The organism is Nocardia sp. NPDC004604, assembly GCF_040609795.1.
In the GTDB taxonomy this organism is placed as follows: Bacteria; Actinomycetota; Actinomycetes; order Mycobacteriales; family Mycobacteriaceae; genus Nocardia.
In genome coordinates, this window is sequence record NZ_JBEXLC010000052.1 from 1 (window position 1) to 24,732 (window position 24,732).

At 66.9% G+C, this 24,732-nt stretch carries 22 protein-coding genes; 6 read left to right on the top strand and 16 right to left on the bottom strand.

Translation table 11 applies throughout. The features are described 5' to 3' along the window. The 5 genes from ABZW16_RS19890 to ABZW16_RS19910 all read right to left on the bottom strand — a co-directional run. A partial coding sequence (locus ABZW16_RS19890; protein WP_354957402.1) for an acyl-CoA dehydrogenase family protein occupies window positions 1-877 on the bottom strand: 877 nt, incomplete at its 3' end. Continuing rightward, on the bottom strand, window positions 874-3,024 hold the full coding sequence (locus ABZW16_RS19895) for a biotin carboxylase N-terminal domain-containing protein (protein ID WP_354957403.1): 2,151 nt from the start codon (window positions 3,022-3,024) through the stop codon (window positions 874-876). The genes ABZW16_RS19895 and ABZW16_RS19890, both read right to left, overlap by 4 nt. An 11-nt stretch (window positions 3,025-3,035) precedes the next feature. Continuing rightward, window positions 3,036-4,634 carry a carboxyl transferase domain-containing protein gene (locus ABZW16_RS19900; RefSeq protein WP_354957404.1) on the bottom strand — a complete coding sequence of 533 codons (1,599 nt, stop codon included), beginning with the start codon at window positions 4,632-4,634 and terminating at the stop codon, window positions 3,036-3,038. After that, window positions 4,631-5,833, bottom strand: coding sequence for an acyl-CoA dehydrogenase family protein (locus ABZW16_RS19905; protein WP_354957405.1), 1,203 nt, complete (start codon window positions 5,831-5,833; stop codon window positions 4,631-4,633). The genes ABZW16_RS19900 and ABZW16_RS19905 overlap by 4 nt, the downstream gene beginning before the upstream one ends. After that, complete coding sequence (locus tag ABZW16_RS19910) at window positions 5,830-7,542, bottom strand: acyclic terpene utilization AtuA family protein (RefSeq protein ID WP_354957406.1); 1,713 nt, start codon at window positions 7,540-7,542, stop codon at window positions 5,830-5,832. Before ABZW16_RS19910 ends, ABZW16_RS19905 begins: the two co-directional genes overlap by 4 nt. 183 nt (window positions 7,543-7,725) lie before the next feature. Here ABZW16_RS19910 and ABZW16_RS19915 point away from each other — a divergent pair, with 183 nt between their 5' ends. Continuing rightward, window positions 7,726-7,869, top strand: coding sequence for a hypothetical protein (locus ABZW16_RS19915; RefSeq protein ID WP_354957407.1), 144 nt, complete (start codon window positions 7,726-7,728; stop codon window positions 7,867-7,869). A 1-nt stretch (window position 7,870) separates the two neighbouring features. Here ABZW16_RS19915 and ABZW16_RS19920 read toward each other — a convergent pair whose 3' ends face one another. The 4 genes from ABZW16_RS19920 to ABZW16_RS19935 all read right to left on the bottom strand — a co-directional run bounded on the left by ABZW16_RS19920 (window position 7,871) and on the right by ABZW16_RS19935 (window position 11,585). Further along, window positions 7,871-8,635, bottom strand: a complete 765-nt coding sequence (locus tag ABZW16_RS19920; RefSeq protein ID WP_354957455.1) for an adenylate/guanylate cyclase domain-containing protein — start codon at window positions 8,633-8,635, stop codon at window positions 7,871-7,873. A 527-nt stretch (window positions 8,636-9,162) separates the two neighbouring features. Then, window positions 9,163-9,921, bottom strand: a complete 759-nt coding sequence (locus tag ABZW16_RS19925; protein ID WP_354957408.1) for an ABC transporter permease — start codon at window positions 9,919-9,921, stop codon at window positions 9,163-9,165. After that, window positions 9,921-10,865: an ATP-binding cassette domain-containing protein gene (locus ABZW16_RS19930; RefSeq protein WP_354957409.1), complete on the bottom strand. Its 945-nt coding sequence runs from the start codon at window positions 10,863-10,865 to the stop codon at window positions 9,921-9,923. The genes ABZW16_RS19925 and ABZW16_RS19930 overlap by 1 nt, the downstream gene beginning before the upstream one ends. Window positions 10,866-11,270: 405 nt before the next feature. Further along, window positions 11,271-11,585: a hypothetical protein gene (locus ABZW16_RS19935; protein ID WP_354957410.1), complete on the bottom strand. Its 315-nt coding sequence runs from the start codon at window positions 11,583-11,585 to the stop codon at window positions 11,271-11,273. A gap of 133 nt (window positions 11,586-11,718) precedes the next feature. Between ABZW16_RS19935 and ABZW16_RS19940 the strand changes: the two genes are divergently transcribed. Then, the gene (locus tag ABZW16_RS19940) at window positions 11,719-12,906 is read left to right on the top strand and encodes a helix-turn-helix domain-containing protein (RefSeq protein WP_354957411.1); all 1,188 of its coding nucleotides are present in this window, start codon (window positions 11,719-11,721) and stop codon (window positions 12,904-12,906) included. Window positions 12,907-13,065: 159 nt separating this feature from the next. Here the strand turns inward: ABZW16_RS19940 and ABZW16_RS19945 are convergent, their stop codons facing one another. The 5 genes from ABZW16_RS19945 to thiO form a co-directional block, all read right to left on the bottom strand. Then, window positions 13,066-13,602 carry a hypothetical protein gene (locus ABZW16_RS19945; protein ID WP_354957412.1) on the bottom strand — a complete coding sequence of 179 codons (537 nt, stop codon included), beginning with the start codon at window positions 13,600-13,602 and terminating at the stop codon, window positions 13,066-13,068. A gap of 229 nt (window positions 13,603-13,831) precedes the next feature. Then, window positions 13,832-14,053 carry a hypothetical protein gene (locus tag ABZW16_RS19950; protein ID WP_354957413.1) on the bottom strand — a complete coding sequence of 74 codons (222 nt, stop codon included), beginning with the start codon at window positions 14,051-14,053 and terminating at the stop codon, window positions 13,832-13,834. 210 nt (window positions 14,054-14,263) lie between these two features. Further along, complete coding sequence (locus tag ABZW16_RS19955) at window positions 14,264-15,067, bottom strand: thiazole synthase (protein WP_354957414.1); 804 nt, start codon at window positions 15,065-15,067, stop codon at window positions 14,264-14,266. Beyond that, window positions 15,060-15,278: a sulfur carrier protein ThiS gene (thiS, locus tag ABZW16_RS19960; protein ID WP_354957415.1), complete on the bottom strand. Its 219-nt coding sequence runs from the start codon at window positions 15,276-15,278 to the stop codon at window positions 15,060-15,062. Before thiS ends, ABZW16_RS19955 begins: the two co-directional genes overlap by 8 nt. Next, window positions 15,275-16,372, bottom strand: coding sequence for a glycine oxidase ThiO (gene thiO, locus ABZW16_RS19965; RefSeq protein ID WP_354957416.1), 1,098 nt, complete (start codon window positions 16,370-16,372; stop codon window positions 15,275-15,277). Before thiO ends, thiS begins: the two co-directional genes overlap by 4 nt. A 57-nt stretch (window positions 16,373-16,429) precedes the next feature. Here thiO and thiE point away from each other — a divergent pair, with 57 nt between their 5' ends. Continuing rightward, window positions 16,430-17,137: a thiamine phosphate synthase gene (gene thiE, locus ABZW16_RS19970; protein WP_354957417.1), complete on the top strand. Its 708-nt coding sequence runs from the start codon at window positions 16,430-16,432 to the stop codon at window positions 17,135-17,137. Window positions 17,138-17,601: 464 nt separating this feature from the next. Here the strand turns inward: thiE and ABZW16_RS19975 are convergent, their stop codons facing one another. After that, window positions 17,602-18,291, bottom strand: a complete 690-nt coding sequence (locus ABZW16_RS19975) for an NUDIX hydrolase (protein WP_354957418.1) — start codon at window positions 18,289-18,291, stop codon at window positions 17,602-17,604. Between the two features lie 114 nt (window positions 18,292-18,405). Here ABZW16_RS19975 and ABZW16_RS19980 point away from each other — a divergent pair, with 114 nt between their 5' ends. From ABZW16_RS19980 to ABZW16_RS19990, 3 genes are read left to right on the top strand one after another with little or no spacing between them, the layout of a single operon-like run. Then, window positions 18,406-19,788, top strand: coding sequence for a hypothetical protein (locus ABZW16_RS19980; RefSeq protein WP_354957419.1), 1,383 nt, complete (start codon window positions 18,406-18,408; stop codon window positions 19,786-19,788). Between the two features lie 41 nt (window positions 19,789-19,829). Beyond that, the gene (locus ABZW16_RS19985) at window positions 19,830-20,765 is read left to right on the top strand and encodes a glutamate ABC transporter substrate-binding protein (protein WP_354957457.1); all 936 of its coding nucleotides are present in this window, start codon (window positions 19,830-19,832) and stop codon (window positions 20,763-20,765) included. A gap of 5 nt (window positions 20,766-20,770) precedes the next feature. Further along, window positions 20,771-23,149, top strand: a complete 2,379-nt coding sequence (locus tag ABZW16_RS19990; RefSeq protein WP_354957420.1) for a serine/threonine-protein kinase PknG — start codon at window positions 20,771-20,773, stop codon at window positions 23,147-23,149. Window positions 23,150-23,434: 285 nt separating this feature from the next. On the opposite strand, the gene ABZW16_RS19995 is transcribed toward ABZW16_RS19990, so the two are convergent. Then, the gene (locus tag ABZW16_RS19995) at window positions 23,435-24,652 is read right to left on the bottom strand and encodes an acetate kinase (protein WP_354957421.1); all 1,218 of its coding nucleotides are present in this window, start codon (window positions 24,650-24,652) and stop codon (window positions 23,435-23,437) included. Window positions 24,653-24,732 lie beyond the last annotated feature (80 nt).

Consider the following 24,732-nt stretch of genomic DNA (forward strand, 5'->3'; position numbering starts at 1 on the left):
CCACCTCGACCTTCACCGCCGCGAGCGGATGCGAAATGCCCTGGTGCGCACCGATCGGCGTCTTCCACACCGTGCGTTCCCTAGCGTACTCGACGGCGCGTTCGATGGCATAGCGGCCCAGGCCCACGGCCATGGCCGCACCCATGATCCGCTCCGGGTTGAGACCGGCGAACAGTTGCATCAGCGCGGCATCTTCCTTGCCGACCAACGCATCCGACGGCAGCCGCACGTCATCGAGGAATAGGGTGAACTGGTGGTCCGGCTCGATAATGTCCATTTCCTGCGGCGTCTTGACGAAGCCGGGGGCATCGGTCGGCACGATGAACAGCGCGGGCTTGAGCTTGCCGGTCTTGTGATCCTCGGTGCGGGAGACGATCAGCACCGCCTCGGCCTGGTCGACGCCGGAAATGAAGATCTTGCGGCCGTTGAGGATCCAGTCCTCGCCGTCACGGCGCGCGGTGGTGGTGATCTGATGTGAATTCGAGCCGGCGTCCGGTTCGGTAATGCCGAAGACCATCTTGCCGCTGCCGTCGGCGAGTTTGGGCAGCCACTGCTGCTTCTGCTCGTCGGTGCCGTATTTGGTGATGATGGTGCCGCAGATGGCCGGTGAGACCACCATCAACAGCAGGCCCGCGCCCTGGGCGGACAGCTCCTCCATGACCAGCGAGAGCTCGTACATGCCCGCGCCACCGCCGCCGTACTCCTCGGGCAGATTCACCCCGAGGAAGCCGAGTTTTCCTGCCTCATCCCACAATTCGGTGAGCGGTTCGTGCTTGCGCGCCTTCGGCAGCACATAATCGCGGTAGCTGTACTTCGCGGCGAGCGCGGCCACCGCGGCCCGCAGCGCCTTCTGCTCGTCGGTTTCGATGAAGCTCATTGGTTCTCCTGGATTTCGGTGGGATCGACGACGGCGAGTAGGGCGCCGACATCGACCTGCTGGCCGACAGTGACATTGAGGGCACTGAGCACACCTGCGGCGGGCGCGGAGATGGTGTGCTCCATCTTCATCGCCTCCAGCCACAGAATCGGCTGGCCCTGTTCGACGGCGCTGCCGACCTCGGCGCCGATCCGGATCACGCTGCCCGGCATGGGCGCGAGCAGCGAACCGTATGCGACCTGATCGGCCGGATCGCTGAACCGCGGCTGCCTGCGCACCGAGACCGGTCCGAGCGGCGAATCGACGCAGACCAGATCCCCGTAGCGGGCGATATCGAATTGCCGACGCACCAGTCCGCGTTCACCCGGAACCGCGAGCACAACCCGGTCGGGTCCGGCTGCTACCAGTTCGAGGCCGTCGTGACCGTCCACCGTGACGCCGGTGCGGGTGAAACGGTAGCCGATGTCATGTGTTCCGCTGGTACGGCTTTCATACGACTTGTGCAGCGACTGCGACGGCAGGTTCCGCCAGCCCGCGGGCAATCCCCCGCCTACCCGGGCCGCCTTGCGATTCGCCGCGGCATCCGCGAGTGCGGCGGCCACGATCGACAGCGATTCATCGGCCTCCGAGACCAGCGGTGCGGACAGCGCGTCCAGTCCGTGGGTGTCGAAGAAGGCCGTATCGGTGTCTCCGGCGAGAAATGCCGGGTGGCGCAGCACACGGACCAGCAGATCGCGATTGGTGACCAGACCGTGAATCTTGGCGCGCTGCAATGCCGTTGCCAGCAGGCGTGCGGCCTCGGCGCGCGTCTCGGCGTAGGAGATGACCTTCGCGAGCATCGGGTCGTAGTGCACCCCGACAACCGAAGCGTCGACCACACCGGTGTCCAGTCGCACCCCCGGCCGGTCGAGTATGTCGAACTCGGTGAGCACCGACGGGATTTCGAGCCGATGCACCGTGCCGCTCTGCGGCTGCCACTCGTGCGCCGGATCCTCGGCATAGAGCCGGACCTCGATCGAGTGTCCACGCAGCGGCGGCGGGGCGGCGGCCAGGGCACCGCCCGCCGCGACCTCCAGCTGCGCGCGCACCAGATCCAGTCCGGTCGTGCATTCGGTGACCGGATGTTCCACCTGCAGACGGGTATTCATCTCCAGGAAGAAGAATTCGCCCGCCTCGTCGGCGAGGAATTCCACGGTTCCGGCACCGGTGTAACCGATCGCACCGGCGGCCAGCTCGGCGGCCTCGAAAAGCCGCTCCCGCATGCTCTGTCCATCGGCCATGCGCGCGGGCCCTGCGTGCGCGCGTACACCTTGCGGGGTACCGCTTTGACGGCCCCCACCGCGTGCCTCCGGGCCGGACGCGCGCATGGCGTCGATCCGCTCCACCAGCGGCGACGGCGCCTCCTCTAGCACCTTCTGATGGCGGCGCTGGATCGAGCACTCACGCTCGCCGACCGCCCAGATGGTGCCGTGGGTATCGGCCATGACCTGGACCTCGATATGTCTGCCGGTCTCCAGGTACCGCTCGCAGAACACCGTCGGATCGCCGAAGGCGGATTCGGCTTCCCGGCGCGCGGCCGCGATCTGGGATTCCAGATCGGCGAGGTCGCGCACCACGCGCATGCCGCGACCGCCACCACCGGCGGAGGCCTTGATCAGCACCGGCAGATGCGCGGGGGTGACCTCGGCCGGATCGAGTTCGGCGAGCACCGGAACACCGGCGGCGTCCATCATCTTCTTCGAGGCGACCTTCGAGCCCATCTGCTCGATGGCCTCCACCGGCGGGCCGATCCACACCAGTCCGGCCGCCTGCACCGAACGTGCGAATTCGGCATTCTCGGAAAGGAATCCGTAACCCGGGTGGATGGCATCGGCACCGGTGGCCAGGGCCGCCTCGATGATCAGCTCGCCGCGCAGATATGTCTCCGCCGGAGTGCTTCCCGGCAGGCGCACCGCCGCATCGGCCTCCGCGACGTGCGGTGCCGCGGCATCCGCGTCGGAGTAGACCGCGACCGTGCCGATACCCATGCGGCGGCAGGTGGCGAATACCCGGCGGGCGATCTCACCCCGGTTGGCGACCAGAACATTGCTAAGCCCACCCGCCACCCGGCCACCGCCCCTCACCGAATCGCTACGCGATGCTGTCATTGTTCGGCCCTTCACATCCGGAAGACGCCGAAGCCCTCGGCGCCCTTGACTGGGGCATTGTGGATGGCGGACAAGGCCATTCCCAATACCGTGCGGGTATCGCGGGGATCGATCACGCCGTCGTCGTAGAGCCGCCCCGACATGAACATCGGCAGCGATTCGGCCTCGATCTGCGCCTCCACCATCGCGCGCATCCCGGCATCGGCCTCCTCGTTGAACGCAATGCCCTTGGCCTCCGCGGCCGCCCGGCCCACGATCGAGATCACTCCGGCCAGCTGCGCACCGCCCATAACGGCGGATTTCGCACTGGGCCAGGCAAAAACGAACCGCGGGTCGTAGGCGCGACCGCACATGCCGTAGTGCCCCGCACCGTAGGACGCGCCCATCAGCAGCGAAATATGTGGCACCTTCGAATTCGAGACCGCATTGATCATCATCGCGCCGTGCTTGATGATGCCCTTCTGCTCGAATTCCTTACCGACCATGTAGCCGGTGGTGTTGTGCAGGAACAGCAGTGGCGTATTCGATTGGTTGGCGAGCTGGATGAACTGGGTCGCCTTCTGCGACTCCTCCGAGAACAGCACACCGCGCGCATTGGCGAGAATGCCGACCGGATAGCCGTGCAGTTCCGCCCATCCGGTGACCAGACTGCCGCCGTAGAGCGGTTTGAACTCGTCGAAATCCGAACCGTCGACAACGCGGGCGATCACCTCACGCGGGTCGAACGGAATCTTCAGATCGGACGGAACAATGCCGAGCAGCTCTTCCTGATCGTAGAGCGGTTCGATCACCTCGGCGCGGGGCGCGGGCCCCTGCTTCTTCCAGTTCAGCCGCTTGATGATGGAGCGGCCGATGCGGATCGCGTCCTGTTCGTCGACCGCCAGGTAATCGGCCAGACCCGAGACGCGCGCATGCATATCCGCGCCGCCCAGCGATTCGTCATCGGACTCCTCGCCGGTGGCCATCTTGACCAGCGGCGGTCCGCCGAGGAATACCTTGGAGCGCTCCTTGATCATGACGGTGTAGTCCGACATACCCGGGACATATGCGCCACCGGCGGTGGAGTTGCCGAAAACCAAGGCGATGGTGGGGATTCCGGCCGCGGACGCCCGGGTGAGATCCCGGAACATCCGCCCGCCGGGCACGAAGACTTCCTTCTGCGTCGGCAGATCCGCGCCGCCGGATTCGACCAGGCCGATCACCGGTAGTCGGTTCTGCATGACGATATCGTTCATGCGCAGGTTTTTGCGCAGTGTCCACGGATTCGAGGTACCGCCGCGCACGGTCGGATCCGGTGCGACGATCATGCATTCGACGCCCTCGACAATGCCGATTCCGCACACCACGCTGGCACCGACATGAAAGTCGCTGCCCCATGCGGCCAATGGGCACAGCTCCAGGAACGGCGAATCCTCGTCGATGAGCAATTCGATGCGTTCGCGCGCGGTCAGCTTGCCGCGCTTGCGGTGCCGGGCCAGCTTATCCGGGCCGCCGCCCGCGATGGCCTTGGCGAATTCGGCCTCGACCTCACCGAGTTTGGCGGTCATGGCCGTGGCCGCGGCCGCGTACTCCGGCGACGCGGTATCGAGCGTGGTTCGTAGTGTCGTCAAGACTGGTACCCCAATCGTTTCGCGGCCAAGCCGGTGAGGATTTCCGTAGTGCCGCCGCCGATGCCGAGAATGCGGATATCGCGGTACTGCCGCTCGACCTCGGATTCGCTCATATAACCGAGGCCGCCGAAGAGCTGCACGGCTTGGTTGACCACCCATTCGCCCGCCTCGACGGCGGTGTTCTTGGCGAAGCACACCTCGGCGATCAGATCGGTTTCCCCATCTGCGCTGCGCCGCACCACATCTCGGGTGTAGACCCGGGCCACATCGATGCGGCGAGCCATTTCGGTCACCGTATTCTGCACGGCCTGCCTGCTGATCAGCGGGCGGCCGAAGGTCTCTCGATTGCGCACCCATTCCAGGGTCAGATCCAGACAGCGCTGCGCTTGCGAATACGCCTGCACCGCGAGGCCGACGCGTTCGCTGACGAAGGCGCCCGCGATCTGATAGAAACCGGAATTCTCGGCGCCGACCAGATTCTCCACCGGCACCCGGACATCCACATAGGACAGTTCGGCGGTATCGGAGGCGCGCCAGCCCATCTTGTCGAGCTTGCGGCTGACGGTGAATCCCGGCGTGCCCTTCTCCACCACCAGCAGCGAAATCCCGCCGGAGCCAGGGCCACCCGTGCGCACCGCGGTCACCACGAAATCTGCACGCACACCCGAGGTGATGTAGGTCTTGGCGCCATTGACGATGTAGTGGTCGCCATCGCGGCGCGCGGTCGTGGTGAGATGGCCGACATCGGAACCGCCACCCGGTTCGGTAATGGCGAGCGAACCGATCTTTTCCCCGGCCAGGGTCGGGCGCGCGAAGCGTTCGATCAGATCCGCATTGCCCGAGGCGACAATGTGCGGCACCGCGATACCGCAGGTGAACAGGGAGGCGAACAGACCACCGGAACAACCGGCCTGGTGCATCTCCTCGCAGACGATCATGGCGTCGATGCCGTCACCGCCGGAACCGCCCGCGGATTCCGGGAATTGGATGCCGAGCAGGCCGAGCGCTCCGGCCTTCTTGTGCAGTTCGCGCGGAATCTCACCATTGCGCTCCCAGTCGTCGAGATACGGGAGGACTTCCCGCTCGGCGAAACCTCGTACAGTCGAGCGCAATTCGCGACGCTCCGGCGTATTCCACGGGTGCCCATCCGCCGCCCGGCCATCGCCCCCGGTCGAATCGCTTCGCGATACTGAATTCATAACAACTCCAACGGGATATCGATATGACGCGAGCGCAGCCATTCGCCGAGCCCCTTGGCCTGCGGATCGAATCGGGCCTGATAGGCCACCCCCTGTCCGAGTAGACCTTCGATAATGAAGTTCACGGCACGCAGATTCGGCAGCACATGCCGGGTGACGGTCAGCGGCGCGGCCTCGGGCAGCAATTGTTTGACCCGCTCGACCGTTAACGCATGCACCAGCCAGCGCCACTGTTCATCGGTGCGCACCCACACGCCGATATTGGCATTGCCGCCCTTGTCGCCACTGCGCGCCAGTGCGATCGTGCCGAGCGGGACGCGGCGAGTTTCGCTGGCGGGCAACGGTTCCGGCAGCTCGGGTGCGGCGACCTCGGCCAATTCCCTGGTATCCGATGCCGGCTCGATATCGACGCGGGTGCCCTGCGGCAGCACCGCCGCATGCGGCACCTCGGCAGCGTCGACGAATCCCGGCGTGTACACGCCGTACGGCGATCCATTGCCGGGCAGACTGGTGAAGTTGGTCCCCGGATAACTGGCCAACGCCAACTCGACCGCGACATTGGAGAAGCCGCGACCGACCTTGTTCGGATCCGGATCGCGAACCACGCAGCGCAGCAGGGCACTGGCCTGCTCCTCGGTTTCGGCATCCGGCCGGTCCAGTCGCGCCAGCGTCCAGGTCAGCTCGGCGGGCCGCACGGGCAGCCAAGACTCCAGCTGTCGTTGTGCGAGTGCGGCTTTCGCCTCGATATCGAGTCCGGTGAGGACGAACTCCACTTCATTGCGGAAGCCGCCGAGCGTATTGAGGGAGACCTTCAGCTGCGGCGGCGGCGCTTCGCCGGTCACACCGCCGATCAGCACCCGATCGGGGCCGTCCGAACTCAGCTCGATGCTGTCCAGCCGCGCGGTGACATCGGGCCCCGCGTAACGCGCGCCCTGGATCTCGTACATCAGCTGCGCCGCAACGGTATCCACGGTGACCGCTCCGCCGGTGCCCTGGTGTTTGGTGATGATACTGCTGCCGTCCCTGCGCACCTCGGCGATCGGGAAGCCGGGGCGGCCCAGATCGGCCAATTCGGTGAAGAACGCGAAATTGCCGCCGGTGGCCTGGGTGCCGCATTCGATGACATGTCCGGCCACCACCGCACCGGCCAACTGGTCGTAATCGGTTCGCCCCCAACCGAAATGGGCGGCAGCGGGGCCGACGATCACCGAGGCGTCGGTGACCCGTCCGGTGACCACGATATCCGCGCCCGCGTTCAGACATTCGACAATGCCCCAGGCACCGAGGTAGGCATTGGCGGTGAGCGGCGCACCGAGGCCGAGTTCGCCTGCCCGGCCGAGCAGGTCGTCCCCCTCGACGTGGGCGATCTTGGCGTCCAGGCCGAGATCCGCGGCGACCTTGCGCAGCTTCTCCGCCAACCCGGCCGGATTGAGTCCACCGGCATTGGTGACGATCTGGACATTGCGTTCCAGCGCCAGCCCGAGGCAGTCCTCGATCTGCCGGACGAAGGTCTTGGCATAGCCCAGGCTCGGATCCTTCATCCGGTCGCGGCCGAGGATCAGCATGGTCAACTCGGCGAGATAGTCCCCGGTGAGCACATCGAGCTGCCCGCCATCGAGCATCTCCCGCATGGCGCTGAGCCGATCACCGTAGAACCCGGAACAGTTGCCGATTCGGATCAGCTCCGGATCGGCGGCCAGCATACTCATCAGCTGGAAGGCCCTCCTGTGCGGCGAACCGTCCCGGCGCGCCGCGTTGCGCCGCCGGTGGAGTCCGCGTTCCCGGGTCCAGCATCACACTCGATCCAGAAAAAAGCAAGCACGCGTGCTTGTTAATTGGACATGTGGCCAGGTCACGGTATGAACGCCCTGGACGCCGGGCAGAATGGGCGAATGCCCTCCGTCATCCTGTTCGCCCTGGCCGGATTCCTCCTCGGCGGGGCCTACGCCACCTGGAAGACCACCCGGCCGCTTGCCATCGCCCTCGCGGTACTCGGCGTACTCGCGGCCGCGGCCGCGGCCCTGTGGTTGATGTAGATCAGCCTTTCGACAGCCGGAAGATCCGCAGGTCCTCGGGTACACCGCTCAACGGCGCCGCGAAGAAGCTGCGGCGGTACGGCTTGACCACGAATCCGAGTTCCCCCAACGTCTCCGGCGCCAGCGACTGCAACGTGGCCTCCGACAGCATGGTGTTGCCATTGCCTCCGGCCTCCATCACCCGCGCGGCGATCGTGACATCGACTCCGAGCCAGTCGCCGCCGATCTCGCGCGGTGTGCCGGTGTGCAGGCCGATCCGCATCTGCGGCCGATAGCCGCGCACGTCGACCTCGGCCAGATTGCGCTTGGCCTGCACGGCGGCGCGCAATGCGCGATCGGCCGAGGTGAATACGGCCATCACACCGTCGCCCATGCGCTTGACCACCTGACCGCCGCGATCGGCAATGGGCGGTTCGATGGCCTTGGCTACCACCCGCAACAGTTCGAGGGTCGCCTCATCGCCCGCTGAGAGCGACCAACTCGAGAACGCCACCAGATCGGTGAACATCACAGTTATTTCTTCGCTACCATGTCCGCGACCAACGCGCTCCAGCACGGCCTGCCAGACCTGCAGTGCGCCGAAGCCGATTTCCCTGGCCGCACTCGGCGCATCTCCGACCAACTTGTCCGCCGCACGCGCAACTGCACGCGCACCGCCCGGACCCGAAACCGACAGTGGGTCACCGAAAGACGGGTCACCGGGCAGCTGTTCGCGCGCCTTGCGCAGGGCACCGATGAGGTCCGGCCGCTGGTTCGCGGCATTCATCAGTGCGGAGAGCTGCCCGCGAGGAAATCCCGAACCGGAACGCCGCGGTGTGTCGTCCTCATCGGCGGGCACCAAGGGTATGGACACCTCGGGCGCTACACCGCCCTCGTCCTCCGGCTCCGACGCGGGCGCTGCACCGCCGGAAGGTGTTTCGGTCACGCCCCGAGCGTATCTCAGCCGACCAACCGTCGGCGGGTTACTTATTACCGCCATCTGCCACCCCTAGATCAGACTCAGCGGGCACTTCAGCGGGTCCACCGATAGATAACTCACTGGTTGCTGTTCCCGAGCGTAACGAGCATCGCTTCCCGATGGAAGCGACGCAAATCACAGTTTTCTGGAAATTCACAATGTCGCCCGGATTATCCCGAAATACACATCGGCCCGGTGTGGAAGGGGATTCACACACCGGGCCGATGACACCGTCCGCCGGGCAGTGGCGAACGGTGCACCGGGCGCGCGGACCTCCCGACAAGGTCGGCGCCCATCACCCGAGTGGCGAGGGAGGGCAACTCGGGTAGCCGATATCAGGCGTCGCGCTGGTTGACCACGAACAGCGCGGCGCCGAAGACGATCGCGACGAAGGCGGCGAAGTAGAGCAGGCTGCCCCACGGTCCCCAGTGCCAGTTCGCCGTCGATTCGGTGGCGCTGTAGAAATGGCTCGCGTTCGCGAAGGGCAGGAACGGCTGCACATTGCGCCCGAAGCTGCCGAAGGCGCCGAGCAGCGGCTCGATCAGCAAGGGCCACAAGACGATCAGTGAAATCGCCGCGGCCGACTGCCGCACCAGCACACCGATGCCGACCGCGAGGAGCACACTGAGCAGCGCGTAGATCGGGATGCCGTAGATCTCGCGCCAGGCATCGCCGCCGGAGAGCGTCAAATTGCTGCCCGCATCGCCGCCGACCGCCTTGGCGATCGCGAAGGCGGCGAAGGCCAGCACAATGGTGAGCACCGCGCCGTACACACCGACCAGACCGGCCTTGGTCGCGATCACCTTCGCGCGGTGCGGCGTCGCCTGGAAGGTCGTCCGGATGATGCCGAAGCGGTATTCGCTGGTCACCGTCAGGGTGGCCATGATCATCAGGACCATTACGCCGAATCCGCTGATCCCGCCGACCGCCGTGGCGACGGTCAGATCCAGTGCGTTCTCCTTGCCCGATGACGAGCGGGCCACCGCCGCGAACAGCGCGGCCAGGCCGAGGGCGAGCACCACCACAATGGCCGAGCACCACCAGGGCGACCTGGTCGAGGTGAGCTTGATTCGTTCCGCTGCCAGCACGCCCATCAGAGCGCACCTCCCATCACCTGGTCGAGACCTTCACCGTGGTACTGCACCGCGCCACCGGTCATCCGCATGAAGGCCTCCTCCAGCGAGGCCCGCTGCGGCGCCAGCTCGAACAGGGTGATGTCATTGGCGCCCGCGAGCTTGCCGACCGCGTCGCTGGTCACCCCGGCGACCACCAGCGCGGCGCCGTCCTGGCCCGCGCCGTCTTCACGAACGGTCAGACCGTTGGAGGTGAGCAGGCTGCGCAACTGCTCGAGCTGCGGACTGCGCACGCGCACCGACTGTTCCGAGGCACGCTCGATGAATTCCTGTGTGGTCGAATCGGAGATCAACTGACCGCGTCCGATCACCACCAAATGCTCTGCGGTCTGGGCCATTTCGGAAAGCAGATGGCTGGAGACCAGCACCGTCCTGCCCTCGGCCGCCAGCCGCTGCATGAAACGGCGGATCCAGAGAATGCCCTCCGGGTCCAGGCCGTTCACCGGCTCGTCGAACAGCAGCACCGGCGGATCGCCGAGCAGCGCACCGGCCAGGCCGAGCCGCTGTGACATACCGAGGGAGAAGCCGCCCGCGTTCTTGCCCGCCACCTCGGACAGGCCGACCAGCCGCAACACCTCGTCCACGCGGGACATCGCGATGCCATTGGAGGCGGCCATCCACTGCAGATGCGCGCGGGCCGAACGGTTCGGATGCACCCATTTGGCATCCAGCAGCGCGCCAACGGCGCGCAGCGGATGGTCCAGCTCGTGGTAGGGCTTGCCGTTGATCAATGCGGTGCCCGCGGTGGGCTTGTCCAGGCCGAGGATCATCCGCATGGTGGTGGATTTACCGGCGCCGTTCGGCCCAAGAAACCCCGTCACCTGTCCGGGTCGAACGGTGAAGGAGAGATCTTGAACCGCGACGGTCTGCCCGTAATGCTTGGTCAGGCCTCTCAGCTCGATCATGTTGACCAGCTTTCCTCATCGCGCGGCCACGCGCGTCATTAAATGGTGCCTAGTTCAATCATCCTCGAGGATGACGAAGGATCCGACCGGCCCCGAGCCGCATCAGGGAATCCCCCTGACCAATGCCCGTGTTAATGCGCCGGGCGCGGCGGGTCTTCGAACGGCCCGCCACGTACCAGCCGCTGTACGTCAGCGGATGCTGGCGCTGGCCGGTTTCGCGATCCGCGGCAACTGTGAGCCGCAAACCCATCGTTGTGTCCGGAGCCAACACCATGCCGTAGTCGACGGGCCTTGTCTACTCGTCGTCCTCGTCATCGCGGCCATTGGTCGGCCAGCAAACCGCGCCGACAAGCACCGCCAGCGGCAACCCAACCGCCACAGCCAATTCGAACGCAACCGTCCCGCTCACCGAAGCCATCCGGCAGGCGCGATCTCCGCCCAACGATGAAACGACAACCGCGGCAGCACGATCTCCACATTGGCCACACTCATGATCGCGTTCACCGCAAGCACATTCAGATGTTCGAGCGACGGTGTGATCACAGCATCTACATCAGCGCAGCGCACTTGGTCGATCAGCGGAAGCGGCGACAACTCCGGCGGCCAGACCAGCGCGTACCCCAGCCGCTGCGCCAGCCGCCGCACCTGCGCCACATCCCAGTCCGCCGCCGAACTGGTTTCGAGGTCGACCCATCCCAACGCAGTCGGCTCGTCTCGCATCGCATACCCCCTCATTCGCATGGTCGGCACCCGCCGCCGGGGACCGGAAATGTCAGCCCAACGGCGGGGTTGACCAGTAGCGTCGCCCCTCCGAGCGGCTGCGAAGCGCCACAGCGTGTGGCACTGTTGGGGTATGGATGAGATGGGGGTCGGCGCTCGCACCTCCAGGGCACGCAAGCTCGCGCGGCTGACGCAGATCCAGCTTGCGCAGAAGGCCAACGTCTCGCTGTCGCTGCTACGCAAAGTCGAACAGGGCGACCGGCCCGCGTCACCCGCGTTCATCGCCGCTATCGCCCGCGTGCTGGGAGTGAGCATCGGCGACTTGACCGGTCAGCCGTACACGCCCGACCACGCTGACGCGGCGGCACATGCCACCATTCCCGAGCTGCGGCGCGCGATCGTGGCATTCAACGACGAACCCCTCACCGGGCCAACCACATTCGAGGACCTGTCCGCTGCGCTCGATCGTGTGCGCGAGGGTATGCGCCGAGCCCGATACACCGATCTGACCGCAGATCTTCCGGACGTCATCCGTGGCCTGCACATGCTCGCCGACAACGAGAATCCCGGCCGCGAACTCGAAGCCATTCACTCGACGTTGGCCTACGCCTACAGCAAGGCCATGCTGTTCGCCTACCAGTACGGCTACCTCGACTTGGCGGGGCTGGCCGCGGAACGCTGCCGCTGGGCAGCCGAACGCAGCGGTGACCCGATCTGGCCCATCGCCGCCGAGTACAACCAGGCGTTGATCCTGCTCTACTCCGGCGCCTACGTCGCGGGCTCGAAAACGATCGAACGCGCCTACACCGCCAGCGAGCAACTGAACACCACACCGGATCTGCTCGCAGTGCGCGGCGCGCTGCACCTGCGCGGGTCGATCCTGTCCGCCCGCGCACTCAACGGCGATGCCGCAGATTCGCACCTACGAGAAGCCCGCGATATCGCCGAGGCAATCGGCGAAGACCGGTACCGCAACTACGGGACCGGATTCCGGCCCTCGAACGTCGCCATCCACTCCGTCGCTGTACCGGTCGAGTTGTCCGATGGGACCACCGCTGTGTCGCGGGCCGAACGCATCCACCTACCTGCCTCGGTGGCACCCTCTCGCGCCGGACACCACCTGATCGACGTGTCGCGCGCATGGCTGTTGCACGGCGACAAGCAGCGCGCACTCGGCAGTCTCGAGCAGGCGCGGATGGTGGCTCCGGAATTGACTCGCAACCACCCCCAAGTTCACGAAACCGTTCGCGTCATCGCTCACGCCCGACGCGGCACGGACACACTCGCGCGCTTCGCCCGCTGGGCCAACGTCAAGATCTGAGCTCGGCTACAGCCACAGCCGACCGCGACACCGAGAAGTTCGACAAGCTCCCGCTGCGTCAGGCCGCGCCGCTTCCGAACGATTGCAGGCGTTCCCCGAGATCCGCGCCCATGCCTCCAAGCCTACGGCGGCCGTACGAGTATGTGCGGCCTCCGGCGCTCAATTCATGCGCCTGAGTTGCGAATACCCGCGCGACGGGGCCGCCCCCCGATTCAGCGTTTGACGAGGCCTCGGCCAGAACCGCTTGGGAATGCGACCGGCCTGGCGAACCAGGTGACCGGCATGCACCGCAGCTAACTCGCCGAGCAGTCCCGGCATAAATTCCCCCTGCACTGCGTAGTCGCCGGTGCCCTGGCCTGGTGCCGCTCCCCAGCTAGCTCCTGCCGTATCGCCCCCTGGGTCCAGGGTGCGGTCGAAGGTAGTCGAACGGTGGTCGCCCAGGCCGTATTCGACCGCCGAATGACTACGCTCGGCGAGCATCTTGCCCTCGACGTAGGCACCGCATGCCATCGTGTCACCGACAATTAGGCCCTGCACGTACGGCGACAGCTGCAACGACCAGATCAGCCGGTTACCGCCGGTCGGGTTGCTGGCTCGCATAGACAGCGCCCCACGAACGTTCCACATCCCACCCCAACCAGCCCAACATCCGTCGAGAATGCGCTGATGCAGGCCCTTCTCGGTGTTTGCCTGCACCAGCGCATGGTGATCAAACGTCCAGGTGCTGGGGGGCGGGGCGGAATATCACCGCTGTTGTCTGCTTCGATATGGAAAGTCTTGCAACGCAACCACAGCCAGTCTTCACGCCGGAAGCTGCGGGCCTGCCTACGTAAGTTGCGGAAGAGAAAGTCGGGTACGTCACTCGTCGCGCCCAGCACGGCCCCAGCAAAACCCCTGTACGGCATCCATTCCTGGACAGCCAGGATCACTCTCTTCGGTACACCGACTTTGCGCGACATGTGCACTCCCCCTGCGGGATCGGCTCGACATCGACATCGACCGGTAGTCCCTCGGCGATCGTGGCTATATCGAGATCCCCGCGAGCGTCCGACAGGTGGAACCAAACAAGCGTGCTGTCGGTGTCATCGAGTTTGATCACGCCGGTGCCGTTACGCGGTTTCCAGCGCCACACTGTGCCGGTTTCCATCTTTTGCCCCCTCCTGTCGCGGCCTACTCGGTCGCATTCAACGATCGCTTGAAAGCACCTCGCGCCGAGACGGTCGTGACTACTCACCGAGCCTTTGCCGCCAAATCACCCGGGCATCGGCTGCGGCCACTGCGTCATTGAACAATGGTCGGATTCAGAGCTGACCGCGACACCGCAACCCGTGCGAGCGCCGAACCCTGGGCGATGGGGTCACTCCGACTCAGCGCGCGCCGGTGAGGAGGCCTGGGCCCAGAAGCGCTTGGGGATGCGACCGGCCTGGCGGGCCAGGTGACCGGCGTGTACCGCATTGCGCATGGCGGCCGCCATCAGGGCGGGGTGGCGGGCGCGGGTGACGGCGGTGGCGAGCAGGACCGCGGAGCAGCCGAGTTCCATGGCCAGGGTGGCGTCGCTGGCGGTGCCGATACCTGCGTCGAGGATCACGGGTACACCCGCACCTGCCACGATCATCTCGATATTGTGCGGGTTGCCGATGCCGAGTCCGGTGCCGATCGGGGCGCCCAGCGGCATGACGGCGGCGCAGCCCGCGTCCTCCAGTCGGCGGGCCAGGATCGGATCGTCGGTGGTGTAGGGCAGTACGACGAATCCGGCATCGACCAATTGTTCGGCGGCGGTGAGCAATTCGATCGGATCCGGGAGCAGGGTGCGCTCGTCGGCGATCACCTCGAGCTTGACCCAGTTGGTGTCGAGTGCCTCGGCCGCGAGCTGCGCGGTGAGCACGGCCTCGGCGGCGGTGCGACAGCCGGCGGTATTGGGCAGCGGCATGATTTCCAGCCGTTTGAGCAGGTCGAGTACGCCGGTGCCGCCGACCGCGTCGACCCGGCGCATGGCGACCGTGGTCAGTTCGGTGCCCGAGGCGAGCAGCGCCTCCTCCAGGACGGCAAGGTTTTCCGCGCCGCCGGTGCCCATGATGAGGCGAGAGCCGAACCTTTTGCCCGCGATCTCCAGTGCGCCGATTTCTGCCGGGGTGCTTGCGTTTTCCCGTGTGTCAGCCACCCTGAACCGCCGTCAGCACTTCGATCTGCCAGCCGCGACCGACCGGCTCGTCCCAGCGGGACTTCGGGAACACCGCACCGTCCACCGCGAGCGCGACGCCCTTGGACGGCAGCCCGAGGCGATCGAGAAGTTCACGCACCGTGAGCGATCGGTCGAATTCGTGGTCCTGCCCGTTCACGGTGACACCGATGGGGACCGAGGTCGAGGTCATCGAACTCCTCCTGCAGATGTGGCGAGCGACGGCGGGTGCGCCGTCGAAAAACGTTGGGGGTCGGCGGCTTTCGCGTCATCGAGAACTGCGCCGTCGAGCAGGCTCTGCACCGCGTCGACGGTGAGCGGGACCGCGAGCATGCCATTGCGGCCGTGACCGGTGGCGGTCACGATCCGGTCGGTGAGTCGCCCGATCAATGGGAGATTGTCGGGGGTGCCCGGCCGGGATCCGGCGCTGGCCTCGGCCAACTCGTATTCGCCGATGCCCGGCAGCACCGCCTCGGCGTCGGCGATCAGATCGCGGACCCCGGCGACGGTCACCGTCGTATCGAAGCCCGCCTCGTATTGTGTTGCGCCCACGACGATTCCGTCCGCACGCGGCACCAGGTAGACCTGCCTGCCGTGTACCCGCGCGCGGATCACCCGCCGCGGCGGCGGTGTCGCGCCCGGACGATGACGCAGGCGCAGAATCTCGCCCTTGACCGGGCGGACCTGCAGCTGCGGCCACAGCCGCGCCGAGGCCGCGCCGGCGGCGAGCAGGATCTGATCGTGTGCCAGCGCGTCCAGCGACTCGACCGTTTCCGCGCGCATTTCGACTCCGGCTGTCCCACAGGCCGTTTGCAGCGCGATGAGCAATTGCCGATTGTCGATGGCGGGTTCCGCGGCGGCGCGCAGACCGGTGCGCACGGTGCGCGCGAGCGCGGGCTCCAGCGCGCGGACACCGGCCCGGTCCAGTACCTCGAGTTCGTGGCCGTGGCCGCCGACCCATTCGGCCACCGTGCGCAGGTCCGCGGCGTCGGCGCCGTCCAGTGCGACGGTCAGGGTTTCATCGGCCACGAACACCGACATACCGGTCGCGGATTCGAGCCGGGCGGCGAATTCGGGCCAACGGGCCAGCGAGGCGGCCCCGAATTCGAGGACCAGATCCTCCCCCGGCCAACCCTCGGACAGCGGTGCGAGCATTCCCCCGGCAACCCAGGACGCTCCGGATCCGACGGCGGGATCGAATACGGTGACCGACCATCCCGCCTCGGCCGCCCGCCAGGCGGCGGCGAGTCCGATGACGCCGCCACCGACGACGGCCAGAGTCCGCATTGATTCCACCTGCCTTACTATTTTCATCCCCACGGTAGCGCGACTACGGTCGAGCACGTGCAACCCTCCCACCAGTACCGGCCGCTACCACCCAGGGAGCGTTTGGCTACCGCCCGGCTGTATCTCTGCACCGACGCCCGCAGGGAGAAGGGCGACCTGGCCAGGTTCGCCGAGGCGGCGCTCGCGGGCGGTGTCGACATCATTCAGCTCCGGGACAAGGGGTCGCCCGGTGAGGCGAAGTTCGGCCCGCTCGAGGCCAAGGCCGAAGTCGGCGCGCTGGCCGAACTGAAGGCCGCGGCCCGCCGACACGGTGCGCTGGTCGCGGTGAACGACCGGGCCGATATCGCATTCGCCGCCGGTGCGGATGTGCTGCACCTCGGCCAGAACGATCTGTCGCCCTGGTACGCGCGGCGCATCCTCGGACCCGATGTGGTGATCGGCCGCTCGACGAGCAGCCGGGCCCAGGCCGGACTCGCCGCGATCGACGAGCACATCGACTACTTCTGCACCGGTCCGGTATGGGCAACGCCGACCAAGCCCGGACGTCAGGCCGCTGGCCTGGACCTGGTGCGTTCCACCGCCGACGCCCATCCGGTCCGGCCGTGGTTCGCGATCGGCGGCATCGACGCCGAGCGGCTGCCCGAGGTCCTCGCGGCCGGAGCCGAGCGCGTTGTGGTGGTGCGAGCGATCACCGAGGCCCGCGACCCGGAGGCCGCGGCGCGTCAGCTCAAGTCCGCACTGTTGCAGAACGCTCACCTCGGCTGAGACGCGCTCAACCCGATCCCAGTGCGGCGATGATGTTCGATTCGGCCAACTCTCGAAGGATGATCCCGAGCAGACACCGCTCGGGAATGCTCAACGCGGCCGAAACCCACCGAAACCGCGATCTCGCAGCCCCGCGCTGCCCATCACTCGACACAGCCGACCTACAGACAGCGACCTCGAACCGACACCGCTCACGAACACTGAACGCGGCCGAAACCCGCCAAAAGCGCAATCTCCCCGCCCCGCGCTGCCCATCACCCGACACAGCCGACCTACAGACAGCGACCTCGAACCGACACCGCTCACGAACACTCAACTGGGCCGCGGCCCGCCGAGCACGCTGTCGTCACGACATTGCTCCGGGCTCGACCGCAGATCCGCTGTGTGGTGCGCGCGGGCCCGAGACCGCACTTGTGGCGACTTCCACGGCATGTTCGCGGAAGGTGTGCGCTGCGGCCGATCCCTCAGGACAGCAGTTGCACACGGGTGAGCGACAGGATCGGATCGACCGCATCCGGCTGCTCGACCGCCGCCGAATCCAGCTCTTGGTCGACAATTCGAGCGAACGTGCCCGGCCCGTCCGGTTCGGCGTGCAGCCAGACGAATCCCTGGTCGGCCAGGTCGACGGTGCGCGGCAGTACGGCCGCGACCGCATCGGCGTCATCGACATGCACCTCGTCGAGGCAGACGCGCGCCGGAGCCGCACGCAGCGCCGGCCAGGAAGCGGCGAATCCGGGGTGCAGCGGATGGCTGTCGACCTCGTCCTCCGGAACCCAGGCCAGCGCACTGCTCTCCCGGTTGCGACTGGTCGGCAGCGTCATCGCGGCATCGGCCACCACGGTGACGTAGGTCCAGCCGCTCAATGCGGTCGCGGTGACCCGCTCGCCGCGCACGCGCACATCGGCGGGATGGATACCCGCCTCCTCCCATGCCTCGCGGACCGCCGCGTGCACCGGGGTCTCGTGACTGTCGCGGGCGCCGCCGGGCAGCGCCCAGGTGCCGCCCTGATGACTCCACGGCGCACGGTGCTGCAACAACACCGCCGAACCGCCGCCGGTGAGCGGCGCCCGCAACAGCAGTCCGGCAGCGCCGAAGCGGCCCCAATGCCGCTGTCCGTCCGGACCGCGGGACCAGCCGTCACCGTCACCACGCATCTGGTTACCATCCTCATCCAGCCGAGGCGGGGGTATTGCACACGCCACGCCGCCGGTAAGACCACAATAAGCTCGCAGCAGGAGCACACGTGCGCACCAACCGGGGAGGTGGAGATGGCAGCGCTCGATTCGACAACGGCGGCCCGGCCGACGTCGGTCACCGCGGATACCGCGCCGGAGCGGCTCGATGTGCCGCGAGAGGCCGGACTGCGCGCTCATTTGGACCCAGCCAACCTACGGTCATTCGCGCTATCGACGCCCGGTCGGCTCATCGCCATCGGCTTGCTGCTGATCGGACTCTGTCTGGGCGCGGGCTTGGTGACCGCGGCGACTGTCAGCGACCGTCAGCAGGCACTGGACACCCTGCTCGACCAAACCGAGCCGGACGCAAACTCCTCCCATCACCTCTACACGTCGCTGTCCATCGCGGACGCCGCCGCGAGCACCGCGTTCATCTCGGGCGGCCTGGAACCGCAAGCCGTGCGCGACCGCTACAGCCAGGCGCTCGGCGAGGCGTCCGCGGAGCTGGTGACGCAAACAGGCCACGCGGCCGGACGGGCCACCGGCAATGACGATCCGGATACCCGGCTGCGCGCGGGCATAGCCACCGGCCTGCCGGTCTATTCGGGTCTGATCGAGACCGCCCGTGCGAACAATCGCAATGGCTATCCGGTCGGCGCGGCGTATCTGAGCGAGGCGTCGAATCAGATGCAGACCGTCCTGCTGCCGATGGCCGCCCAGCTGCAGAGCCATCGCTCCGATGCAGTCAGCACGGCCCAGCGCCATCACGTCCAACCGCCATGGCCCGCGATCGCCGTGCTGATCCTGGCGCTCGGCACGCTGGTCTGGGCACAGTTCGATCTGTCGAAACGCTGGCACCGCGTGCTCAATCCGGGACTGCTGCTCGCCTCCGCCGCGATGCTGGTCCTGTTGGCGTGGACACTAACCGCCGGATCGGTCTCGGCGGCGGAGATGATCGGCGGGCGGGACAATGGAGCGGTGCCCGCCTCCCGATTGACCGAGAGCCGGATCCTGACCCAGCAGGCCCGTTCGGCGGAGACGCTGAAGTTGGTGCGTCGCGATGCCAGCGGCGACTACGACCGGACCTATGAGGCCAGCGTCACCCGGCTCAACGAACTGCTCGGCGGCTATCCCGATGACGCGCCAGCGGCCGGAGAGATCGCCAATGCCCGGGCGGCACTCGGGCGTTGGCGGGCGGCTCATCAGCGGATGACCGACGCACTGGCGCACGGCGATTTCACCGGGGCGGCGACGGTGGCGACCGGACCCGGTTCGGCCGATGCCGCGGCGCAGGTGGACGCACTGGACCGGGCGCTCGGCCAGGGCCTGGACGAGACCCGCGATACATTGCGCGACGACATCTCCGGCGCGGCACTTGCGCTGGACTTCCTGGCCCCGGGTGCCCTGGTGCTCGGCATTCTCGCCGCGGCCTATGTCGGCCTCGGTATCTGGCCACGGCTTCGGGAGTACCGGTGAACCGGGCGCGCGGACTGCTCGCCGCGCTCGCCGCGACGGCCCTGCTCGCGGGTTGTACCTCCGGCTCGGATGCGACGATCACCCCGAAGACCGTCAAGTACACCGAGCCGCCGCTGCCCGCCCAGGCCGTTACGATACCGACGGATGCACCGGTCGCGCCGGAACGCGATGCACTGTGCGGCGATCCGACCGCCAGCCTGCGGCCCACCGGTGCCGGCGCGAGCGCCCACGGCCCGACCATCGACGCGATCCGAGCCCGCGGTCGCCTGGTGGTCGGATTGGACACCGGCAGTAACCTTTTCAGCTTCCGTGATCCCGTGAGCGGCAGCGTTGTCGGCTTCGACGCCGATATCGCCAGAGAGGTCGCCCGCGATCTGTTCGGCAGTCCGGATCAAATCGAATACCGCAGTCTCGGTTCGGCCGAGCGCGAGTCCGCGCTGCAGAATCACAGCGTCGACCTGGTCGCCAAGACCATGACGATCAACTGCGAACGGCGCCAGCGGGTCACCTTCTCCACCGTCTATCTGCAGTCGTATCAGCGCGTGCTCGTGGTGAAGAACTCCGGTATCCGCACGCTGGCCGATCTGGCTGGTAAGCGGGTGTGCATCGTCTCGGGCACCACCTCGCTGGACCAGATGCGTCGCAGCCAGCCCGCCGCGACCATCCTCACCGTGCCCACCTGGGCCGACTGTTTGGTCGTCCTGCAGCAGCGCCAAGTCGACGCGGTCAGCACCGATGACGCCGTCCTCGCGGGTCTCGCCACACAGGACTCGTCCTATACCGAAATGGTCGGCCCCAGCATCAGTTCCGAGCCCTACGGCATCGGAATACCAAAGGGCAATGACGACCTGGTCCGCTTCGTCAACGGCACGCTGGAGCGCATCCGCAACGATGGCACCTGGGTTCGGCTGTACCAGCAGTACCTCACCGCCCTGGGCCCGGTCCCAGCACCGCCCGCGGCTACCTATCAGGACTGACGGCGATGACGCCACCGCACGATGTCCCTTCCGAGGATTCCCCCGATTCGACCGAAACCGAGCAAAAGGAACCCGCCGAGCCGGCCCCGGAATCGGTTCCGAACTACCGCGCATCCGCCGAGCCGATCTGGCGCGAACCCGAGTCCAGCGAAACCGTTCGCCGCGACCACGTGGCCGCGGAACTCACCGTCGGCGTTTGGAACCCACCCGCGGAACCGACCTCCGCCGCAACCGTCCGCACCTCCGGCCGCAGCGCCCGCACCGCGCGCTCCCGGCCGACGACACGCAAACTCGGTGCCGGACTCGTCACGATCCCAGCGGTCCCGCCCGCCGATCCACGGACCGCGGTACTCGTCGATCCCGTTGTCGCCGAGGGCAGACGCTACTGTTGGCGCTGCGGCAGCCCGGTCGGCCGTGCCACCGCGATCCGACCGGCGACGACTGCGGGCACCTGCCAAATCTGCTGTGCGCCATATGATTTCCGCCCGTCACTGCACGAGGGTGATATCGTGTCGAGCCAGTACGCGATCCAGGGCTGTATCGCACACGGCGGGCTCGGCTGGGTTTACCTCGCGATCGACCGCAATGTCAGCGACCGCTGGGTGGTCCTGAAGGGTCTGCTGCACGCGGGCGATGCCGAGGCGCAGGCGGTGGCCGTTGCCGAACGCCAATTCCTCGCCGAGGTGGCACATCCCAGCATCGTCAAGATCCACAACTTCGTCGAACACGCCGGTCCGCATGGTGAGTCGATCGGCTACATCGTCATGGAGTACGTCGGCGGTCGCTCACTGCGCGACATCCTCGACACCTACCCGCGGCCGGAGCGGATGCCGGTCACCGAGGCCATCGCGTATCTGCTGGAGATCATGCCCGCGCTGGAGTATCTGCAATCGATCGGGTTGACCTATAACGACCTCAAACCCGACAACATCATGGTCACCGAGGATCAGGTCAAACTCATCGATCTCGGTGCCGTCGCAACCATCGGCGCCTACGGAAATCTCTACGGGACCAGGGGATTCCAGGCGCCTGAGATCGCCAGGACCGGTCCGACGGTGGCCACCGACATCTTCACGGTCGGGCGGACGCTGGCCGTGCTGACGCTGAACATGCCGATGGAGCGGGGACGCTACCTCGACGGCATTCCGGACCCCGCCGACCAGCCGATACTCCAGCGCTACGAGTTCTTCCATCGCGTACTGCTGTGTGCGACCGATCCGGATCCCGAGCGCCGCTTCCCCTCCGCCCGCGCCATGTCCGCCCAATTGGCCGGAGTACTGCGCGAGATCATATCCACGGAGACCGGCATCGAACATCCACAGCTGTCCACAGTCTTCAGTCCACAGCGTGGCGACTTCGGCACCGAGGAGCTGATCAGCCAGACCGACGCCTACGCCGACGGCATCGCCAGGAGCAAACTACTGCGCGCGGGCGAAGTAGCCACGGCCCTTGCGATTCCGCTCATCGACCCCGCCGACGCGACGGCCCCGGTACTCGCGGCCGCCGCACCGGTCGCGCCGCGGGATGCGCTCGCCGTATTGCAGGAGGCAAGGACGCGCGCCAAGGCCGATCCCGACGATGCGCTGGGCGCACTGGATCTGGAGCTGACCCTGGCCGAGGCCCGGCTCCGACTCGAACTCGGTGAATCGGCCGTGGTACGGCAGATGCTGTCGCGGGTCGCCGGCGATCACGACTGGCGCATCGACTGGTATCTGGGCCAGGCCCAACTGCTGGAATTGGATTTCGAGCGGGCCTACACCAGTTTCGATGCGGTACTCCAGGTGCTGCCCGGTGAGATTGCACCCAAACTCGCCCTCGCGGCCACCGCGGAACTTGTCCTGCAGCACTGGGATTCCGAGGATCCGCAGCAGTGGCACGCCTGCGCGGAGAAGTTCTACAGCACCGCCTGGCGCACCGACCACGCTGCAGTGAGCGCCGCCTTCGGCCTGGCCAGACAACTCGCGGTGGCAGGCCGGGTCGACGATGCGGTGCGCGCCCTCGACGAGGTACCTGCCGCCTCCCGGCACTACACCACGGCCCGGATGACCGCCGTGCTGCTGCTGCTCACCGCGGCGCCGAGCACTGAACTCCCCGAATCCACCCTGCACATTTCGGCCTCACGCATTCTCGACCTGCCGGCCGGCGAGGGCCGCGCGACCCAGATGCGCGTGCTCGTCCTCGGCACCGCGCTGGCCTGGCTGCAAGCAGGCAACACACCCAGAAGCGACGCAGCGACTCTCTTCGGCGCCCCCTTCACCGAGCGCGACCTGCGCGCGGGCATCGAAGCCGGACTGCGTGCCCTCGCCCGCACCGCCCCGGGCCGCAACCACCGCTACGCGCTGGTGGATCTCGCCAATTCGATTCGGGCCAAGACCTGGATGTGAAGGCCGCGAACAAAATAGAACCCGGCCGGGAGGGAAGTCCGGCCGGGTTCGGATCCAGGTTCGCAGAGCAGTCGGCATACCGACGATCCGGGAATCCGCGTGCGTCCCGCCCGCCCCGGGGGCAGCCGGAGCGGACACATCGAGAGTGGCGAGGGCATCGCGGTCCCGATCGCGGCGGATGGTCCGCCCCGGCTTCGGTGTCCGGTGCGAACCTGATCCGACACTCATCCTGACCGATCGAGTGTGAGGATTTCGTGAGGTTTTCCAGAGCCCGGGCCCGACCCCTCAGCCAGCACCCTGGGCTGCGACAACACGTTGCGCGGCGCGGGCGATCGCCAATTCCTCGTTGGTCGGCACGACCAGTACGGCCACCTCGGCGCCGGGTGCGGAGATATGGCGGGCCGTGTGTTCCCCTGCGGTGTTGCGAGCCGGGTCGACCTCGATACCGAACCGGGACAGCCCGGCCAGCGCGTCGGCACGCACCTGCGGACTGTTCTCGCCGACTCCGGCGGTGAAGGTGATGGCGTCGACGCCGCCCAGTTCGATCAGGTATGCGCCCAGGTAGCGGCGTAGCCGGTGGATATAGACGTCATAGGCCAGGCGAGCCGCGGCGTCGCCCGCGTCGATGAGCCGCTGCAGTTCACGGAAGTCGTTGACGCCGGACAGGCCCTTGAGTCCGGAGTTGCGGTTGAGCATTTCGTCGATCTGGTCGATATCCATATGCGCCGCGCGGACCAGATGCGCAATGATCCCGGGATCGAGATCCCCGCCCCTGGTACCCATCACCAGCCCCTCCAGCGGCGTGAGCCCCATCGTGGTGTCGATCGGGTGGCCACCGCGAATCGCCGACGCCGATGCGCCATTGCCGAGATGGAAGATGATCTGATTCAGCTCGGCCGGATCCCGCTCCAGCAGTGCGGCGACCCGGCCGGAGACGTACTCGTGCGACGTGCCATGAAATCCGTACTTCCGAATGCCCTGCGCGGCAGCGATTTTCGCATCGATGGCATAGGTTTTGGCGGCGTCGGGCAGGCCGTGGAAGAACGCGGTATCGAAGACCGCGACCTGCGGTACGCCCGGCAGCAGTTCGCGCGCGCTCTCGATACCCGCCAGATTCGCCGGATTGTGCAGCGGTGCCAGCGCGGACAGCTCGGATATCGCCGCGACCACGGCGTCATCGAGCAGCGTCGGCCGGTAGAACACCTCGCCGCCGTGCACCACCCGGTGCCCGACCGCGCGCACACCCGCGGCGGCCAGATCGTGGCCGGTTTCGGCGAACATGCCGAAGACCAGCCGCAGGCCCGCCGTGTGATCGGCGATCGGCCCGCGATGTTCGATGGTCCGGCCATCGACCTTGTGCTCGATCCCGGCGTTCTCCTCACCGATCCGATCGACCATGCCGGATGCGGCGACCACACCCGACTCCGGGTCCAGCAGTTGGTATTTGATCGATGACGAACCGGAATTGATCACCAACACCAGGTCATCGGCATCCTTGGTCATCATGCCTCCTGCATCTCGCGCGTTCCCCGCACGCTGTTGGCAACCACGGCGATGACCGCGCTCTTCCGCATCATGGCGCC

Excerpts from the sequence above, each read along its gene's own strand:
- ABZW16_RS19895 (WP_354957403.1), bottom strand. The coding sequence starts at position 3,024 with ATGACAGCATCGCGTAGCGATTCGGTGAGGGGCGGTGGCCGGGTGGCG.
- ABZW16_RS19905 (WP_354957405.1), bottom strand. The coding sequence starts at position 5,833 with ATGAATTCAGTATCGCGAAGCGATTCGACCGGGGGCGATGGCCGGGCG.
- ABZW16_RS19910 (WP_354957406.1), bottom strand. The coding sequence starts at position 7,542 with ATGAGTATGCTGGCCGCCGATCCGGAGCTGATCCGAATCGGCAACTGT.
- ABZW16_RS19915 (WP_354957407.1), top strand. The coding sequence starts at position 7,726 with ATGCCCTCCGTCATCCTGTTCGCCCTGGCCGGATTCCTCCTCGGCGGG.
- ABZW16_RS19920 (WP_354957455.1), bottom strand. The coding sequence starts at position 8,635 with ATGAATGCCGCGAACCAGCGGCCGGACCTCATCGGTGCCCTGCGCAAG.
- ABZW16_RS19925 (WP_354957408.1), bottom strand. The coding sequence starts at position 9,921 with ATGGGCGTGCTGGCAGCGGAACGAATCAAGCTCACCTCGACCAGGTCG.
- ABZW16_RS19930 (WP_354957409.1), bottom strand. The coding sequence starts at position 10,865 with ATGATCGAGCTGAGAGGCCTGACCAAGCATTACGGGCAGACCGTCGCG.
- ABZW16_RS19935 (WP_354957410.1), bottom strand. The coding sequence starts at position 11,585 with ATGCGAGACGAGCCGACTGCGTTGGGATGGGTCGACCTCGAAACCAGT.
- ABZW16_RS19940 (WP_354957411.1), top strand. The coding sequence starts at position 11,719 with ATGGATGAGATGGGGGTCGGCGCTCGCACCTCCAGGGCACGCAAGCTC.
- ABZW16_RS19950 (WP_354957413.1), bottom strand. The coding sequence starts at position 14,053 with ATGGAAACCGGCACAGTGTGGCGCTGGAAACCGCGTAACGGCACCGGC.
- thiS (WP_354957415.1), bottom strand. The coding sequence starts at position 15,278 with ATGACCTCGACCTCGGTCCCCATCGGTGTCACCGTGAACGGGCAGGAC.
- thiO (WP_354957416.1), bottom strand. The coding sequence starts at position 16,372 with ATGCGGACTCTGGCCGTCGTCGGTGGCGGCGTCATCGGACTCGCCGCC.
- ABZW16_RS19975 (WP_354957418.1), bottom strand. The coding sequence starts at position 18,291 with ATGCGTGGTGACGGTGACGGCTGGTCCCGCGGTCCGGACGGACAGCGG.
- ABZW16_RS19980 (WP_354957419.1), top strand. The coding sequence starts at position 18,406 with ATGGCAGCGCTCGATTCGACAACGGCGGCCCGGCCGACGTCGGTCACC.
- ABZW16_RS19990 (WP_354957420.1), top strand. The coding sequence starts at position 20,771 with ATGACGCCACCGCACGATGTCCCTTCCGAGGATTCCCCCGATTCGACC.
- ABZW16_RS19995 (WP_354957421.1), bottom strand. The coding sequence starts at position 24,652 with ATGACCAAGGATGCCGATGACCTGGTGTTGGTGATCAATTCCGGTTCG.